This is a genomic window from Terribacillus sp. AE2B 122, assembly GCF_902497585.1.
Lineage (GTDB): Bacteria > Bacillota > Bacilli > Bacillales > Amphibacillaceae > Terribacillus > Terribacillus saccharophilus_A.
Window position 1 is genome coordinate 409,597 of sequence record NZ_LR700942.1, and the last position, 14,424, is coordinate 424,020.

Sequence of the window (14,424 nt, forward strand, 5' to 3'; positions counted from 1 at the left end):
AACCATCCATTTGGATGGTTTTTTTGTTCTAAAGGAGCACTTTCCTGATTAGGTATAATAAAAAGTCATCATGGAGTGTGCTTATGAAAATAGACGGCGTTTTCTCAGGTGGGGGGGTGAAGGCTTTCGCCTTCATCGGTGCTATTCAGGCTGTGGAGAAGGAGAAATATGAGTTTGAAAATGTAGCGGGCACCTCTGCTGGTGCCATTGTCGCCGGGTTGCTGGCAGCGGGATATAGCGGAAAAGAAATGGAAGCATTATTACAGGAAACAGATATCAGTAAATTCACTGATCCTATTAAGCTTACTAGGTATATTCCTTTTGCCAACTGGCTGACGCTTTATTTCAAGATGGGGCTGTACAAGGGGAATGCGTTGGAACGCTGGCTTTATGAAGCATTGGCAAAAAAGCAGGTATATACCTTTCAAGATTTGAAGCCAAGAACATTGAAAGTGATTGCCGCAGATGTAACCTTGGGACGCTTAATCGTTTTTCCGGATGATTTAGCTGAGACATATGGAATAGATGGTGGAAGTTTCCCAGTAGCACGGGCCATCAGGATGAGCGCAGGTATTCCGTACATATTCATGCCGGCTAAGCTGCTATACAGCAACCGAAAAAGAAGTCTACTGCTGGATGGCGGATTGTTAAGTAACTTCCCAATCTGGACGCTGGATGGAGATGAACGTCTATTAAGACGCCCGATCTTAGGTATGAAGCTAAGTGAAGCAGTACAAAAAATTCCGGTTCAAAAAGTCCACCAATCTTTTGATTTGTTTTATGCGCTTTTTAAAACGATGAAGGTAGCACATGATATGCGCCACATAAATCAGGAAACAGCAAGGGATATCATCTTTATTCCGGTAGAGGACATCGGAATGGCCGATTTCAATATATCGGCTATAGAAAAGGAGAAACTGATAACAGGGGGCCGAGAGAAGGCAGAGCACTTCCTAAAGCGCTGGCCATAAAAAAAGTCGGGCATCAGATGCTCGACTTTTTCCGTTTCTGTTTATTGCCTTCAATGACACGAAGCTGTGGACCGCCAGACCGATCTTTAACCGTTCGTTTTTTTCTAGCAACGGAAGCTTTCTTAATGCTAGCAGCTTGTTTCGCTGGTTTGTTGACAGGGCGGGCTTTGGGCTGTTTGTATTTCTGTTTGGATTGCTTTACAGCTTTCTTATATTTCTGCATATCGCTGCTGCTGCCGCTCCCAGCTGAAGTATTACGGCCACGCATGCGTGTAAGTATAAAATAAAGCAATGCACCGAAAAGAACGGCACCTCCGATCCAGACAAGCACATTTTGGAAGAATGCTCCTGGATTTGTCACGAGCTGCATGCTGACACCGATAACAGCAAGGCCAATCAAAACAAAGACGATGATGGAAGACCCAGATCTACGCAACCCATTTTCCTCCTTTCCATGCCTTGATGGTGACATGGTTTCTTTATCTTACTATCTTTATACCACTATTCACCTGTACAGAATCATTTTCTAGCACTTTTTTGAAAGAAGCCAGTGCAACTTCCACTTGATCATCCTTGGGCTCTTTTGTTGTAACTAGCTGCAGCCAAAGACCTGGATAGCCGAGAAAGCGAAGAACAGGGATATCACGAACCTTGTTCGTCAGCTGAAGTACCTCAAAAGAAAGCCCGATGACAATCGGCAGGAGCAGGATACGGTTCACCATACGCCACCATAGCGGATCTGTTGCAACGAACATATACACGATCACGCCGACTATGACAGTAAACAGCATAAAGCTCGATCCGCATCGATAATGAAGACGAGATTGTTTCTGGACATTCTCTACCGTAAGCGGCAGGCAGTTTTCGTAACAGTTGATTACCTTATGTTCAGCACCGTGATATTGAAAAACCCGCTTGATCAATGGTGTAAGGGAAACAAGATAAACATATGCGAGAAGCAAAATAAGCTTCAGGAAACCTTCCAGTGCAACCTGTTCGAATCTGGAAGGAAGCCACTTGTCGAAGAAATCGGCGACAAGTGCAGGAGTCAGTGTAAATATCAATTTTCCGAAAATGAAGGATAGTACTCCAACAGCACCGATACCGATAATCATCGCCAGCTTTGATTTCTTCTCTTCTGGAACAATCTGAGCATCGTCCTCCGGATTGACCCCATAACGTTCTGAGGAAAAATTTAGATGCTTTGTACCATTAGCGCTGGCGTGTATAATCGCTGCGATCCCTCGCAGTATAGGTATCTTTTTCAGCTTGGATAGTTTCGGATTGTCTTGGCGTTCGACGGTTAAGTAGTCAATGCTCTCGTCATTTCTGCGAACGGCTGTAACGAAGCTGTTTTTTCCCGCAAACATGACACCTTCAATGACGGCTTGCCCGCCATAGGTATTGGTTTGTTTATCTGACATTATTTCACCAGCCTCGTTTCGATTTCCTTCTATTTTACTAAAAAAATACAGATAACACTAGATGGGATCTGTGATTAAAATCGTATAATCAAGGCATGCTACGTATTGAGGTGAGTTTTATGCAGCAAAATCGGAAAACTGCATCACGTTTTAATAGAAGTGCCGTTGTGACCGGATTCGTCGGCGGCGTGCTTTGGTCAGCTCTCGCATGGGTAGCGTACTTCTTTCATTTCACCGATTTGTCTGTGGCGGATTTCGTCCTCCGTTCCTGGGTTTGGATGCCTTGGGCACAGACATGGGTGGCAGAGTTAATTAGCATATTCCTAGTCGGGATTCTATCCATTTTAATCGCTTACCTGTATTTCCTATTCTTGAAGAAACAGCAAGGCATGCTGCCCAGCCTGATCTTCGGTGCTGTGCTCTGGGTCCTTGTCCAATTAGTGCTGGCCCCGGTTATCCATGGAGTAGATAGTGCTTTCCAAGCAGATCGGAATGCAAATATCACGACAATGTGCTTGTATTTGCTTTATGCTGTATTTATCGGATACAGCATAAACTTTGAATACCAACAAAGCGAAGCATACCAGGATAATTAAGCATTTCGAATTTTCAATCACAAAGGCTTCGTCTTATGTTACACTATGTGAAAGTTAAAATAATGTAACCAAAGGATGAAGAACGTGAATCGCTTAATGTTGATCAATGGACCAAATTTAAACTTGCTCGGAACGAGAGAGCCCGGTATTTACGGAAGTCATACGCTGGCCGATGTGGTAGCTGAAGTTAAGAAAGTGACGGATAGCTTCGGATATGAACTGGATGACTTTCAGTCGAATCATGAAGGTGCAATGGTGGATAAGATACAAGAGGCTGGCCGTACATGCAGCGGTATCATCCTGAATGCTGCCGCTTATACGCATACTAGCATCGCAATCAGGGATGCAATTGCCAGTGTCCCGATTCCGGTTCTGGAAGTACATATATCCAATATCCATACCCGGGAGGAATTTCGTCATCATTCGATGCTGGCATCCGTATGTAAGGGGCAGGTCGTTGGTCTGGGGATTAAAGGCTACCGATATGCAGCTTTAGCACTGCTGGAGAAATAAAGGGAGAGGAAGAAACAGATGGAGAAAATAGAGAAATTACGTGCTTTAATGGAAAAGAAAAAATTGGACGCATTCATCGTAACGAGTGCTCAGAATCGCCGATACATATCAGGTTTTACAGGAAGTGCTGGATTGCTTATCATTACTAAATCTAAGCAGTTATTCATTACTGATTTCCGTTATATGGAGCAAGCAACAGAACAAGCACCTGATTTTGAAATCATCGAGCACAAACAGTCCATCATCCAGGAAGCGGCTGCACAGCTTCTTAAAGAAGGTGCTCAGCAAGCTGGATTCGAGCATGAGGATGTTACTTTCGCACTGTACCAACAGTTCCAGAATGCTGTACACGCAGACCTTATCCCAGCATCGGGCCTGATTGAGGAGCTGCGTCTGATTAAATCAGAGGCGGAGCTTGCTATCATGAAGACCGCTGCCGAGATTGCTGATGCAGCATTCACACATATCCTTACTTTCGTGAAGCCAGGCATGAAGGAAATCGAAGTTTCCAATGAGCTTGAGTTCTTTATGCGCAAGCAGGGTGCAACACAGTCTAGCTTCGATACCATCGTCGCTTCCGGTTACCGTTCCGCATTACCGCACGGTGTAGCTTCTGATAAGGAGATTCAGAAGGGTGAATTGGTCACACTTGATTATGGTGCCCTTTACAATGGATATTGCTCGGATATCACCCGAACTTTCGCAGTAGGGGAGATAAGTGACAAATTACGTGAGATTTATGATATAGTACTAGAGGCGAATCTTCGAGGAGTAGCAGGCGTCAAACCGGGTATTACTGGTAAGGAAGCCGATGCACTGACACGAGACTATATCAATGAAAAAGGCTATGACCAATACTTCGGACATTCTACCGGACATGGTCTTGGTATGGATGTACACGAATCACCGGCTCTATCCTTCCGCTCCGATACGGTATTGAAGCCGGGAATGGTCGTTACAGTAGAGCCGGGGATCTACATACCGGAAGTAGGCGGATGCCGAATTGAGGATGATCTTGTGCTGACAGCTGATGGCAGTGAACGCCTGACGTTCTCCACTAAGGATTTAATTACTTTGTAACAGCCGTTTTCGAAGGAGGAAAACAATGATTTCAGTAAACGATTTTCGTACGGGCCTAACAATTGAAGTAGATAATGGCCTTTGGCAGGTTATCGATTTCCAGCACGTAAAACCTGGTAAAGGTGCGGCATTCGTACGTTCTAAGCTGCGTAATTTACGTAACGGTAACATCCAGGAAAAAACATTCCGTGCCGGTGAGAAAGTTTCTCGTGCACATATTGAACATAAGAAGATGCAATATCTTTATGCTTCAGGTGAAACACATACGTTTATGGACACAGACACATACGATCAACTAGAGCTTCAGACAGCACAGATCGAATATGAACTGAAATTCCTAAAAGAAAACATGGAAATCAGCGTTATGACTTTCGGGGGCGAGACACTCGGTGTGGATCTTCCGAATAACGTAGAATTGAAAGTAGTAGAAACAGAGCCAGGTATCAAAGGTGACACTGCTAGCGGCGGTACGAAACCTGCTATCGTTGAAACGGGCTTGAGTGTGCAAGTACCATTCTTCATTAATGAAGGTGATGTATTGCTTATAAACACTTCTGACGGGAAATACGTTTCCCGCGCATAAGCTATCTAAAGAGTCTCTTCCCCATATGGGAAGAGGCTCTTTTTTTGTGCATAAACAAACCCGAGGCACATACATTACAGTATGGGCAACATGTCCAATCGAAGTTAGAGGTGAGCAAGAATGAAGGAAATCCAGAAATTGTTTCGACCGCCTTTACAAGCACTATTGTCAGAAAAAGTAGGAGGGCGATGGGATAAGCTGCAGGAAATTCGCTGTCGGACGAACCAGCAACTTGAGCTCTGCTTCGATGACAGAACCGAATGGATAGAAGCATCGCTAATGGAGGCTGCGGATGCTCGGTTTATGCTGAATCAATTGAGTGATTTTTCTTTATATGCACTTGAAAATGAATTACGAGAAGGCTATATCACCATTGCAGGAGGCCATCGAGTCGGTTTGAGCGGACAAGTTAATACAGAGGGCGGTGTCGTCAAGGCTCTCAAGCATATATCCTCCTTCAATATAAGAATTGCGAAGGCCAGACCAGGAGCAGCGAGTAGAATTATGTCTTCCTTGTACAAGCCTGACGGCACTTGTCGCCACACGCTTATCATAGGACCGCCGAAGTCCGGTAAAACGACCATTCTTCGGGATATTGTTCGTTCTCTATCCACAGGCTGGCAGCAATATAAAGCGATGAAGACAGCAGTCGTTGACGAACGCTCTGAAATTGGAGGCAGCATAAATGGCATTCCGCAACATGATCTTGGAAAAAGGACAGATATCATGGATGCCTGTCCAAAAGCAGAAGGATTGATGATGCTGATTCGATCGATGTCTCCTGATGTGATAGTGGCTGACGAGATTGGAAGCGAACGTGATGTCCAGGCGCTGTTGGAAGCCTTGCATGCAGGTGTAAAGATCGTTTGCAGTGTTCATGGAGACAGCTTAGATTCCATTCGTCATCGTCCTTCCTTAAGGCCCCTATTTGAACAAGAAGTGTTTGAACGCATCGTCATTTTGAAGAAGGGGATGTCCCCTGGCGTAGTACAAGCAGTGTTGGAAACAGCCAGCCCAGCAGGTGCAAACGCATGAAGTGGGTAGGAGCGATACTTGTACTTATCGCAGCAACTTGGGTAGGTTTCGATTTATCCCGCAGACTGCAGCAGCGCCCGAAGCAAATCCGGCAGCTGATCAGCAGTCTGCAAGTGATGGAGGCAGAAATCCTTTATAGTCAGACAAGCATTATTGAAACAAGCGATAATCTGGCCAAGCAAATTCCACAGCCGGCAGCTGCCTTTTTTCGATCTCTATCAGATAAGCTGCTGCTGCACCCGGTGGATTTGTATGACTGCTGGGAAGAGACGACAGAATCTTGGATAGGCGCAACAGCGCTAAAACCTTCTGAGAAGGATGTGTGGCTGCAATTCGGCCGTACTCTTGGTCAGCATGATTTTGAACAGCAGCAAAAGCATATCCAGCTGGCCAGAACCCACCTGGAACGGGAGCTGGAGGAATCAGAAGAAGCCAACCAGCGCTATGGGAAAATGATCCGAAACCTCGGATTCCTGACAGGTTTGCTTATCGTACTACTGCTTATCTGAACGAGGTAGGAAAGGAGTCCGCTATGCTCGGAGAAGCAATGATTCTATTTCAAATCGCAGGTATCGGGATGATTGTTGCAATCATTCATACTGTATTGAAGCAAATGGGTAAGGAAGAGATTGCACAATTTACAACACTGATGGGATTCATACTCGTACTGCTCATCGTCTTGGGCAAATTATCGGAATTGTTCCAGCAGATCAAGTCGGTGTTCTTATTCCAGGGATGAGGCGATTAAGATGGATATTATTATAATCGTATCCATTGGCATTGTAGCAAGTTTGCTTGCCTTGATTGTAAAAGAACAAAATTCATCCATTGCATTTTTCGTAGTAGTAGTGACAGGTATCATTATTTTCCTGTTCATCTTGCAAAAGATTACAGGCATCCTGCTTTTGATTGAGCAGCTGGGTGAACGGGCAAATGTAGAAGGTCTTTATATCAAGACGATTTTGAAAATCATCGGCATTGCTTATATCACGGAATTTGGTGCGCATTTAACACGAGACGCCGGATTGTCAGCAATTGCTGCAAAAATAGAGCTTGCCGGAAAGATCATTATCATAACGGTGGCCATACCGATTCTGACAGCGGTCATCGAGACAATCATGAGTTTCATGCCGGGCGGATAAGGAGCTGGATACGTTGAAACGCTGCTTGGTAATTCTTTTTGCTTTGTTTGGTGTACTTGCGGTTCCATCAGCTGCTTATGGGGAGACAGATCCAGCGGAAGAACAGGAAGTTGCGGTCACAGCATTCGATAGCCTTCCGACAGAAGAACTCACTGAGTATTGGGAGCTTTTATCTGATAAGTACGGCCAATTTATCCCGGAACTGGAGAAAGGCTCTTTTGTTGATTTTATCAAACAGCAAGGAGACATTTCCATCCAATCGTGGCTGAAAGGGCTTTTTGAATATCTGCTGTATGAGCTGCTCTTAAATGGAAAGCTGCTTGGTATTTTGATTCTTTTAACGCTTTTCAGCAGCATCCTCCAAACGATCCAAACCGCATTCAATAAAGGCTCAATCAGCAAAGTTGCTTATTTGATCGTATGTATGGTTCTTCTGACACTTCTTTTGAATAGTTTCCGTTTGTCAGTGAATTATGCAATGGAAGCTATCAATGGTATGAGTGATTTTATGCTGGCTTTGATTCCGCTGCTGCTCGGATTGATGGCTTCATTTGGAAGTTTATCTGCTGTTGCTTTCTTTCATCCGATAATCGTTTTCCTTATTCATGCCAGCGGTCTATTGATCGCTAAGATAATTATCCCGTTATTCCTCATGAGCGCTCTTTTGCATCTAGTCAGTACAATCAACAAAGAATACCCGGTTACCCAGCTTGCTGATTTATTGAAAAATATAGGGCTATGGCTGTTAGGAATTTTCTTTTCTGTCTTCCTTGGTGTCATCTCCGTCCAGGGCGCCGTTACAGCTGTCCAGGATGGTGTAGCGATGAAGACAGCCAAATTCGTTACAGGAAACTTCATACCCGTCATTGGCCGGATGTTCACCGATGCCACTGATACTGTACTTAGTGCTTCGCTTCTTCTGAAGAATGCAATCGGAATTGTCGGGGTGCTGATCGTCTTAGCAATCTCCTTATTCCCTGCAATAAAGATTCTTGCCATCGCACTGATCTACAAAATTGCCGCAGCCTTGCTGCAGCCGCTAGGTGATGGTCCGATCATCAAATCGATGCAAGTGATGAGTAAATATATCCTTTATATTTTTGCTTGTTTGCTCGTTGTTGCGTTCATGTTCTTCATAGCTATTGTGATCATTGTCGCTTCGAGCAACGTTACATTAATGCTGAGATAGGAGCTGATCACTTGGAAGCTTTGCAATCATGGGTGATGCAGATCATTCTGTTCATCTTACTCGCTTTTGTACTCGATATGGTTTTGCCTGACACCGATATCCGCAAATACGTCAAGTTGGTCATGGGGCTTATGCTGCTTTTGTTGTTCCTTAAGCCTGTATTCGCATTATTCCAGGTTGATTCAACGAGAGCAGTGCAAGAAGCAATGGAAGGCTTTGCTGCCCTTACAGATGCGCCTTCGATAGAAAATTCAATAGAAGAGAAGAAAAGTGAAATAGATTCCATACAGCGCGCATATATTGAGGAACAGATGGCTGTCCAATTGAAGGACCAAGCAAATCCAACGCTGCAAGAGAAGTTTCACATGCAGATTACTGACATCGCAGTGGCCTTTAAGGAGGGAGAGGATGAGGAAACGACCGAAGCAATCGATTCCATCCAAGTTAAGGTGCAGAGTACCGACCAGGAATTACCGGAAGGAGAAATCAGCGACGTCGTCATCGACAGTTCCCGTCCAATCGCAGCAAATGAACAGACCGAGGATATGGAGAGAGTGAAATCCTATCTGACCGAAATCTGGGAGCTTGAGGATCTGCCGCTTGAGGTCACCCAAAAAGGGGGGACAGAATGAAAAAATTACTAGACAAGCTTACCGAACAGTGGAAGCTGAAAGATTCTCAGAATAAGAAACCGACAAAGCTTGGTTATTTGGTCATTGTCGGACTGCTTGGTGCCTTACTTTTACTTGTCAGCGGCTTATTCACGGAACAGAAAGAGCCGGATAGACAAAGCACCCAGCAGACTCAAAATTCAACAGCAGCAGAAACAGAAGAGACTTTCGCCAAGAAAGAAAACGACGCTTCTTCTTCCACTACAGACTTGGAAGCAGCATATGAGCAAGACCTGGTTGGCCTTCTGGAAAAAATCAAAGGTGTTTCCGAGGTGGAAGTAATGGTCAATCTGAACAGCACCCACCAGAAAATCTATGAAAAGAATCTGATCATCGGCCAGCAAACATCTGAAGAAACCGACCAAAACGGCGGCGAACGGGTAGTGGAAGATGAAAATGAGGAACAGCAGGTAGTGCTTGTCAGACAAGGAGATCAAGAAGTACCGCTGCTGGTCGAAACAAGAAAGCCAGAAGTGAGAGGGGTGCTTGTTGTTGCAAAAGGAGCAGAACAAGCGACAGTTCAGGAATGGGTTGTACAGGCAGTTTCACGCGTGCTAGATGTACCGACACATCGAATTTCGGTTATGCCGAAAAATTAAGGGGGAATTATGATGTTGAAAAAACAAACAGTATGGCTATTGACGATGCTGAGCTTGCTAATCGTATTGAGTGTCTATTATATGACCTCTCCGAACGGAGACGAACTGGCTTTTATAAATGACAAAGCGGATGAAAATGGGACAAGCACAACTGCTGGTGACTCCGGAGAAACTGAGTCTAAAGAAGAAGGAGAAGCAGATGTAACGACTGAACCAGCTAATGTCGATGAACTATTTGCCAGCATCCGGATGCAAACGATGGATCAACGAAGTGAAGCAAAAACCAGACTTGAAGAAATCGTTGCCAACTCCTCTACAAGCACAGAAGAAAAGAATGATGCAGTCAGCCAAATCGAACTAATGGAGCAATTCGCGTCAAAAGAGTCCATCCTGGAAGAATCAATCATCGCAGAGAAGAACTATGAGGAAGTGCTTGTCCGAGCAGAAGATGGACATGTGCAGATTACCGTTAAAGCGGATAAAATGACAGCTCAAGAAGCTAACAGCATTATGCAGATGGCTGCAGATGAATTCACCGGTGCCAACGTGGATGTAAAATATATTCCACAGAAATAAGAAGTGAGAGGCTGGGACAAAAGTGTTTTGGCTAAACAAAAATCCGAACGATGCAAATTCCTTAGTGAATTTGCTTAGGTTCGGATTTTTGTATTTTAATTAATACGAATCCTGCTCCGACAGAATACTTCGCTTTCGGTAAGCACGGACTCGTGCTGTTCCCACAGAACCAAAATGGCTTGCAAGCATATCATCGCATTAAAAAATCGATTTGTATTTTTCAAGGAGTCTTCTCATTCTGCCAGTGCTGTTTGCGTCTCCTGTATGAAAGAGAAGTTCGTAAAGACTAACTAGCTCCGGAAATACGCAGAAAGTGTAGTGTATTTCCGGAGCGGCGATTCACACATCGAATCTGGTAATCCAGTTATGTTCCAGTCCTTTTTCTATGGGAGGGTGTTTAGTACGATTTTGTTTGAAGTGGTGGTATGCTAGGGTATGATTAGCAGCAGGCTATACATAAGCAGGGAGAAGGCGTAAGCAGTGAAGACAGTATTTAGTTATCTTAAACCTTATTGGCTCATAATCGTAACTTCATTGATCTTTATCATGATGGAGCTTTCCGTCGAACTTGTGCAGCCATTTCTCTTACAAAAGCTCATTGATGATGGAATTGCTGCCGGCAATAATGAACTTGTAATTGAGCTTGGTCTTGGAATGGTGGCCATTGCGATCGTCGGTTTTGGAGCTGGAATCATCAATATTTTCTTTGCCGACCATCTTGGTCAGAGTGTTGGAAAAGAGCTGCGTGATCAGATGTATGAAAAGGTTCAAAAGGCAGAGCTTCAAGATATCCAGCGCTTTGGCACGAGCACACTCTTAACCAGACTGACTAATGATGTAAACCAAATTCAGTTGACACTTGTCATGTTCTTTCGATTCATGATTAGGGCTCCTTTCCTGATTATCGGCGGAACCGTCATGGCTTTTGTAGTGAATGCACGTATTGCACTTATCTTATTGATCGTCATTCCCATACTGCTGATTTTTCTTCGTTTTATCATGAAAAGGAGCATCCGTTATTTCGGAACTGTGCAGCGCAGTGTCGATAAAGTCAACCATGTGATGCGAGAGAACCTTGTCGGACTCCGGCTTATCAGAATATTCGTTCGAGAGCAGCACGAACAGAAGCGCTTTGAGCAGACCAGCAATGAGCTTCGTCAAAATATGCTGAAAGCATTTCGTTATACGGAATTGTCTGTGCCTCTGCTCACCTTGGTGATGAATATCGCTATTCTGGCAATTTTATATATTGGTGGAATGCAGCAGCAGACGAATGTCGGAGATATAGTCGCAATCGTTAACTATGCAACAAGGATTACGGGTGCATTGAGTGTTGTCGGCATGCTGATCACGTTTTATGCGCGAGCGAAAGCATCCAGTACTAGAATTGCTGATATTCTGGAGCTAGACCCTCCTGCAGATGATGGTGAGACAACATCAGAAACTTTCCGCGGAAAAATAGATCTGGAGCAGGTAACCTACCGATACCCAAATGGCAAAGTACCGGTCATTGAAGATTTTACGCTGGAAATCAAATCCGGAGAACGTGTTGCCATATTAGGGGAAACAGGGTCTGGTAAGTCAACTTTATTACATCTTATGATTGGCTTATATGAACCTGACAAAGGTCAAGTATTGGCCGATGATACGCCATTACCTAACCTGGACAGTAAGTCTTTTCGCCGAGAAGTCGGATTTGTATCCCAGGATGTGCAGTTGTTTTCAGGTACAATCCGTGAGAATATCGCCTGGGGAATACCTGATGCAAGTGAAGAAGCGATTGTTCGTGCTGCAAAAGATGCGCAAATTTATGACACGATTAGCAAATTGCCAGAAAAGCTTGATACAAGACTTGGTCAAAATGGGATCAATCTTTCAGGAGGACAAAAACAGCGGCTGACGATTGCAAGAGCATTGCTGTTAAAGCCTTCACTTCTGCTCTTAGATGATAGTACAAGTGCGCTAGATTTGCAGACAGAACGCAAACTATTGGAGGCGCTCAAGCGGTATGAATGTACGACGGTGCTTGTCACACAGAAGCTTAGTACGGCGATGCAATGTGACCGGATTTTAATCGTAGAAGAAGGAAAACGAACTGCATATGGTACAGCAGATGAGCTTCTGGAGCAATCAGAGCTGTTCCGCGCGATTCAGGCTTCTCAAGCGCAGAGGGAGGCGACATCATGAAAAAGTTATCCGAAGCGTTCCGTTATAAACGGCCGGCATATACGGCAAGTGCTCGTAAACAGAAAGCAAAAGTAGAAAATCCTAAAGGCACGCTACTTAGAATTTGGCATTACATGCTTCGCGAAAGACGACTTCTTTTCAGTACGCTCGGTATGATTATTGTAAGCTCTATACTAGCGTTGGTTGGTCCTGTCATTCTTGGGCATATCGTTGACCGGTTTGTAAGTGGGGAGTATACGGCTGGATATCTTCTACAGCAATTAAGCTGGCTGCTGCTAATTTATTCAGTTGTTGCTGTTATGACCTTTCTGCAAGGATATTGGATGATTACCATCTCGCAAACTGCAGTGTATTCAATTAGGAAGGATTTATTTGTCCATCTTCAGAAATTGAAGCTTGCTTTCTTCGATAAACGGCAGCATGGAGAGCTAATGAGCCGGATGACGAATGATGTGGATAATATCTCAACAACGCTCAATACGTCAATGGTTCAGATTGTTTCCAGCATCATCACCTTTATCGGCATACTGGCTGTCATGGTCATTCTTAGCCCGATACTTACAATCATTACACTGCTCGTTGTGCCGATCATGTTCATCGGCATCAAATGGATCACCAACCGTACCCGGTATGCTTTTAGAACACAGCAGCAAGCTGTCAGCAAAGTGAACGGTTATGCAGAAGAAAGCATATCCGGCCAAGCAGTCATTAAAGCATATGCCCAAGAAAGCAAAGTTATCGGTACCTTCCGTAGCAAAACAGAGGAGCTGCAGCATGCAGGTTTCTGGGCTCAAACGTTTTCCGGTTTCATTCCAAAGTGGATGAACATGCTGAATAACATCAGTTTTGCGGTAATTGCCGGCGTTGGAGCTCTCTTAATCGGGTATGGCCGTGCGGGTATAACTGTGGGTACGATTGTCATTTTCTTGGAATACTCAAGACAATTCACGCGTCCGCTGAATGACTTGGCAAACCAATTTAACTCCTTGTTCTCAGCGCTTGCTGGAGCAGAGCGAGTTTTTGGGATTCTGGACGAGCAGGAAGAACACCAAGAGACGGCGAAACAAACAATATCAAAACTTCGAGGAGACATACACTTCGAAAATGTCACATTCACTTATGAAGGAGAACCGGCTCTGAAGGATATCAGTTTTTCTGTTCAATCAGGACAAATGGCTGCTTTTGTCGGCCCGACAGGATCTGGGAAAACAACAATCATGAATCTGATTGCCGGTTTCTATCAGCCTGATAATGGCCAAGTTACAATCGATGATATGCCACTATCTGAGCTCGACTTAAACAGCTATCGTAATGGAATCGGGGTTGTGTTACAGCAGGATTTTCTGTTCAAAGGCACAATCCTGGAGAATATCCGCTATGGTAAATTAGATGCTACAGATGACCAAGTGATAGAAGCCGCCAAAGCGGCCAATGCTCACCGTTTCATCACCAGGCTGCCTGATGGATATGAAACGATAGTCGGACAGGATGGCGGTGGTCTTAGTCATGGACAGCGTCAGCTGCTGTCCATTGCCAAAGCTTTATTAAAGGATCCGGATATCCTATTGCTGGACGAAGCAACATCCAGCATTGATACAATTACTGAACTTAGGATCCAGCAAGCAATGAAAGCATTGATGGAGGGTCGTACAAGTATTGTAGTGGCGCATCGTCTCAATACGATAGAACAGGCAGATAAGATATTTGTACTGCAGGATGGCGAAATAAAAGAACAAGGAAGCCATCATGAATTGATAGAGCAAAAAGGCTTCTATTCTGCACTGCAGAGCGAAAAAAAGCAGCATAGCTCAACCAGCTGATGCTCCAGGTTAATCGTTAGGTGTTGCGATTTTTTTAA

At 44.4% G+C, this 14,424-nt stretch carries 17 protein-coding genes; 15 read left to right on the forward strand and 2 right to left on the reverse strand.

Annotation, left to right across the window (positions count from 1 at the left end; genetic code table 11):
* The first annotated feature begins 83 nt into the window (after positions 1-83).
* Positions 84-971, forward strand: a complete 888-nt coding sequence (locus AE2B122_RS02135) for a patatin-like phospholipase family protein (protein WP_095218032.1) — start codon at positions 84-86, stop codon at positions 969-971.
* A gap of 13 nt (positions 972-984) precedes the next feature.
* Here the strand turns inward: AE2B122_RS02135 and AE2B122_RS02140 are convergent, their stop codons facing one another.
* Together AE2B122_RS02140 and AE2B122_RS02145 are read right to left on the reverse strand one after the other, a co-directional pair.
* A complete protein-coding gene (locus AE2B122_RS02140; RefSeq protein ID WP_254593391.1) occupies positions 985-1,407 on the reverse strand; it encodes an SA1362 family protein in 423 nt (140 codons plus the stop codon).
* Positions 1,408-1,450: 43 nt separating this feature from the next.
* The gene (locus tag AE2B122_RS02145; RefSeq protein ID WP_175072964.1) at positions 1,451-2,395 is read right to left on the reverse strand and encodes a DUF1385 domain-containing protein; all 945 of its coding nucleotides are present in this window, start codon (positions 2,393-2,395) and stop codon (positions 1,451-1,453) included.
* Between the two features lie 119 nt (positions 2,396-2,514).
* Between AE2B122_RS02145 and AE2B122_RS02150 the strand changes: the two genes are divergently transcribed.
* From AE2B122_RS02150 to AE2B122_RS02215, 14 genes are all read left to right on the forward strand, one after another.
* On the forward strand, positions 2,515-2,991 hold the full coding sequence (locus tag AE2B122_RS02150) for a YqhR family membrane protein (RefSeq protein ID WP_175072965.1): 477 nt from the start codon (positions 2,515-2,517) through the stop codon (positions 2,989-2,991).
* An 84-nt stretch (positions 2,992-3,075) separates the two neighbouring features.
* Complete coding sequence (aroQ, locus tag AE2B122_RS02155; RefSeq protein ID WP_095218028.1) at positions 3,076-3,504, forward strand: type II 3-dehydroquinate dehydratase; 429 nt, start codon at positions 3,076-3,078, stop codon at positions 3,502-3,504.
* 18 nt (positions 3,505-3,522) lie between these two features.
* Positions 3,523-4,584 carry a Xaa-Pro peptidase family protein gene (locus AE2B122_RS02160; protein WP_175072966.1) on the forward strand — a complete coding sequence of 354 codons (1,062 nt, stop codon included), beginning with the start codon at positions 3,523-3,525 and terminating at the stop codon, positions 4,582-4,584.
* Positions 4,585-4,609: 25 nt separating this feature from the next.
* Positions 4,610-5,167, forward strand: coding sequence for an elongation factor P (efp, locus tag AE2B122_RS02165; RefSeq protein WP_095218026.1), 558 nt, complete (start codon positions 4,610-4,612; stop codon positions 5,165-5,167).
* Between the two features lie 120 nt (positions 5,168-5,287).
* Positions 5,288-6,202: a stage III sporulation protein AA gene (gene spoIIIAA, locus AE2B122_RS02170; protein WP_175072967.1), complete on the forward strand. Its 915-nt coding sequence runs from the start codon at positions 5,288-5,290 to the stop codon at positions 6,200-6,202.
* Positions 6,199-6,711, forward strand: a complete 513-nt coding sequence (gene spoIIIAB / locus AE2B122_RS02175; RefSeq protein WP_095268729.1) for a stage III sporulation protein SpoIIIAB — start codon at positions 6,199-6,201, stop codon at positions 6,709-6,711. The genes spoIIIAA and spoIIIAB overlap by 4 nt, the downstream gene beginning before the upstream one ends.
* A 23-nt stretch (positions 6,712-6,734) precedes the next feature.
* Positions 6,735-6,941 (forward strand): stage III sporulation protein AC, encoded by a 207-nt coding sequence (gene spoIIIAC / locus AE2B122_RS02180; RefSeq protein ID WP_038561221.1) that lies wholly within the window; start codon positions 6,735-6,737, stop codon positions 6,939-6,941.
* Between the two features lie 4 nt (positions 6,942-6,945).
* Complete coding sequence (gene spoIIIAD, locus AE2B122_RS02185; RefSeq protein ID WP_245609722.1) at positions 6,946-7,344, forward strand: stage III sporulation protein AD; 399 nt, start codon at positions 6,946-6,948, stop codon at positions 7,342-7,344.
* Between the two features lie 13 nt (positions 7,345-7,357).
* Positions 7,358-8,533 carry a stage III sporulation protein AE gene (gene spoIIIAE, locus AE2B122_RS02190; protein WP_175072968.1) on the forward strand — a complete coding sequence of 392 codons (1,176 nt, stop codon included), beginning with the start codon at positions 7,358-7,360 and terminating at the stop codon, positions 8,531-8,533.
* A gap of 11 nt (positions 8,534-8,544) precedes the next feature.
* Positions 8,545-9,165 carry a stage III sporulation protein AF gene (gene spoIIIAF / locus AE2B122_RS02195; protein WP_175072969.1) on the forward strand — a complete coding sequence of 207 codons (621 nt, stop codon included), beginning with the start codon at positions 8,545-8,547 and terminating at the stop codon, positions 9,163-9,165.
* Complete coding sequence (spoIIIAG, locus tag AE2B122_RS02200) at positions 9,162-9,803, forward strand: stage III sporulation protein AG (RefSeq protein ID WP_095218021.1); 642 nt, start codon at positions 9,162-9,164, stop codon at positions 9,801-9,803. The genes spoIIIAF and spoIIIAG overlap by 4 nt, the downstream gene beginning before the upstream one ends.
* Before the next feature lie 12 nt (positions 9,804-9,815).
* Positions 9,816-10,379: a SpoIIIAH-like family protein gene (locus AE2B122_RS02205; RefSeq protein ID WP_095218020.1), complete on the forward strand. Its 564-nt coding sequence runs from the start codon at positions 9,816-9,818 to the stop codon at positions 10,377-10,379.
* A 480-nt stretch (positions 10,380-10,859) separates the two neighbouring features.
* Entirely contained in the window at positions 10,860-12,566 is a 1,707-nt protein-coding gene (locus tag AE2B122_RS02210) for an ABC transporter ATP-binding protein (RefSeq protein ID WP_095218019.1), read from the forward strand.
* On the forward strand, positions 12,560-14,386 hold the full coding sequence (locus AE2B122_RS02215; protein ID WP_175073278.1) for an ABC transporter ATP-binding protein: 1,827 nt from the start codon (positions 12,560-12,562) through the stop codon (positions 14,384-14,386). Before AE2B122_RS02210 ends, AE2B122_RS02215 begins: the two co-directional genes overlap by 7 nt.
* The last annotated feature ends 38 nt before the right edge of the window (positions 14,387-14,424 follow it).

Coding starts and splice junctions, on each gene's coding strand:
- AE2B122_RS02205 (WP_095218020.1), top strand. CDS start 9,816: ATGTTGAAAAAACAAACAGTATGGCTATTGACGATGCTGAGCTTGCTA.
- AE2B122_RS02145 (WP_175072964.1), bottom strand. CDS start 2,395: ATGTCAGATAAACAAACCAATACCTATGGCGGGCAAGCCGTCATTGAA.
- spoIIIAG (WP_095218021.1), top strand. CDS start 9,162: ATGAAAAAATTACTAGACAAGCTTACCGAACAGTGGAAGCTGAAAGAT.
- spoIIIAC (WP_038561221.1), top strand. CDS start 6,735: ATGCTCGGAGAAGCAATGATTCTATTTCAAATCGCAGGTATCGGGATG.
- spoIIIAA (WP_175072967.1), top strand. CDS start 5,288: ATGAAGGAAATCCAGAAATTGTTTCGACCGCCTTTACAAGCACTATTG.
- spoIIIAB (WP_095268729.1), top strand. CDS start 6,199: ATGAAGTGGGTAGGAGCGATACTTGTACTTATCGCAGCAACTTGGGTA.
- efp (WP_095218026.1), top strand. CDS start 4,610: ATGATTTCAGTAAACGATTTTCGTACGGGCCTAACAATTGAAGTAGAT.
- AE2B122_RS02150 (WP_175072965.1), top strand. CDS start 2,515: ATGCAGCAAAATCGGAAAACTGCATCACGTTTTAATAGAAGTGCCGTT.
- AE2B122_RS02160 (WP_175072966.1), top strand. CDS start 3,523: ATGGAGAAAATAGAGAAATTACGTGCTTTAATGGAAAAGAAAAAATTG.
- AE2B122_RS02135 (WP_095218032.1), top strand. CDS start 84: ATGAAAATAGACGGCGTTTTCTCAGGTGGGGGGGTGAAGGCTTTCGCC.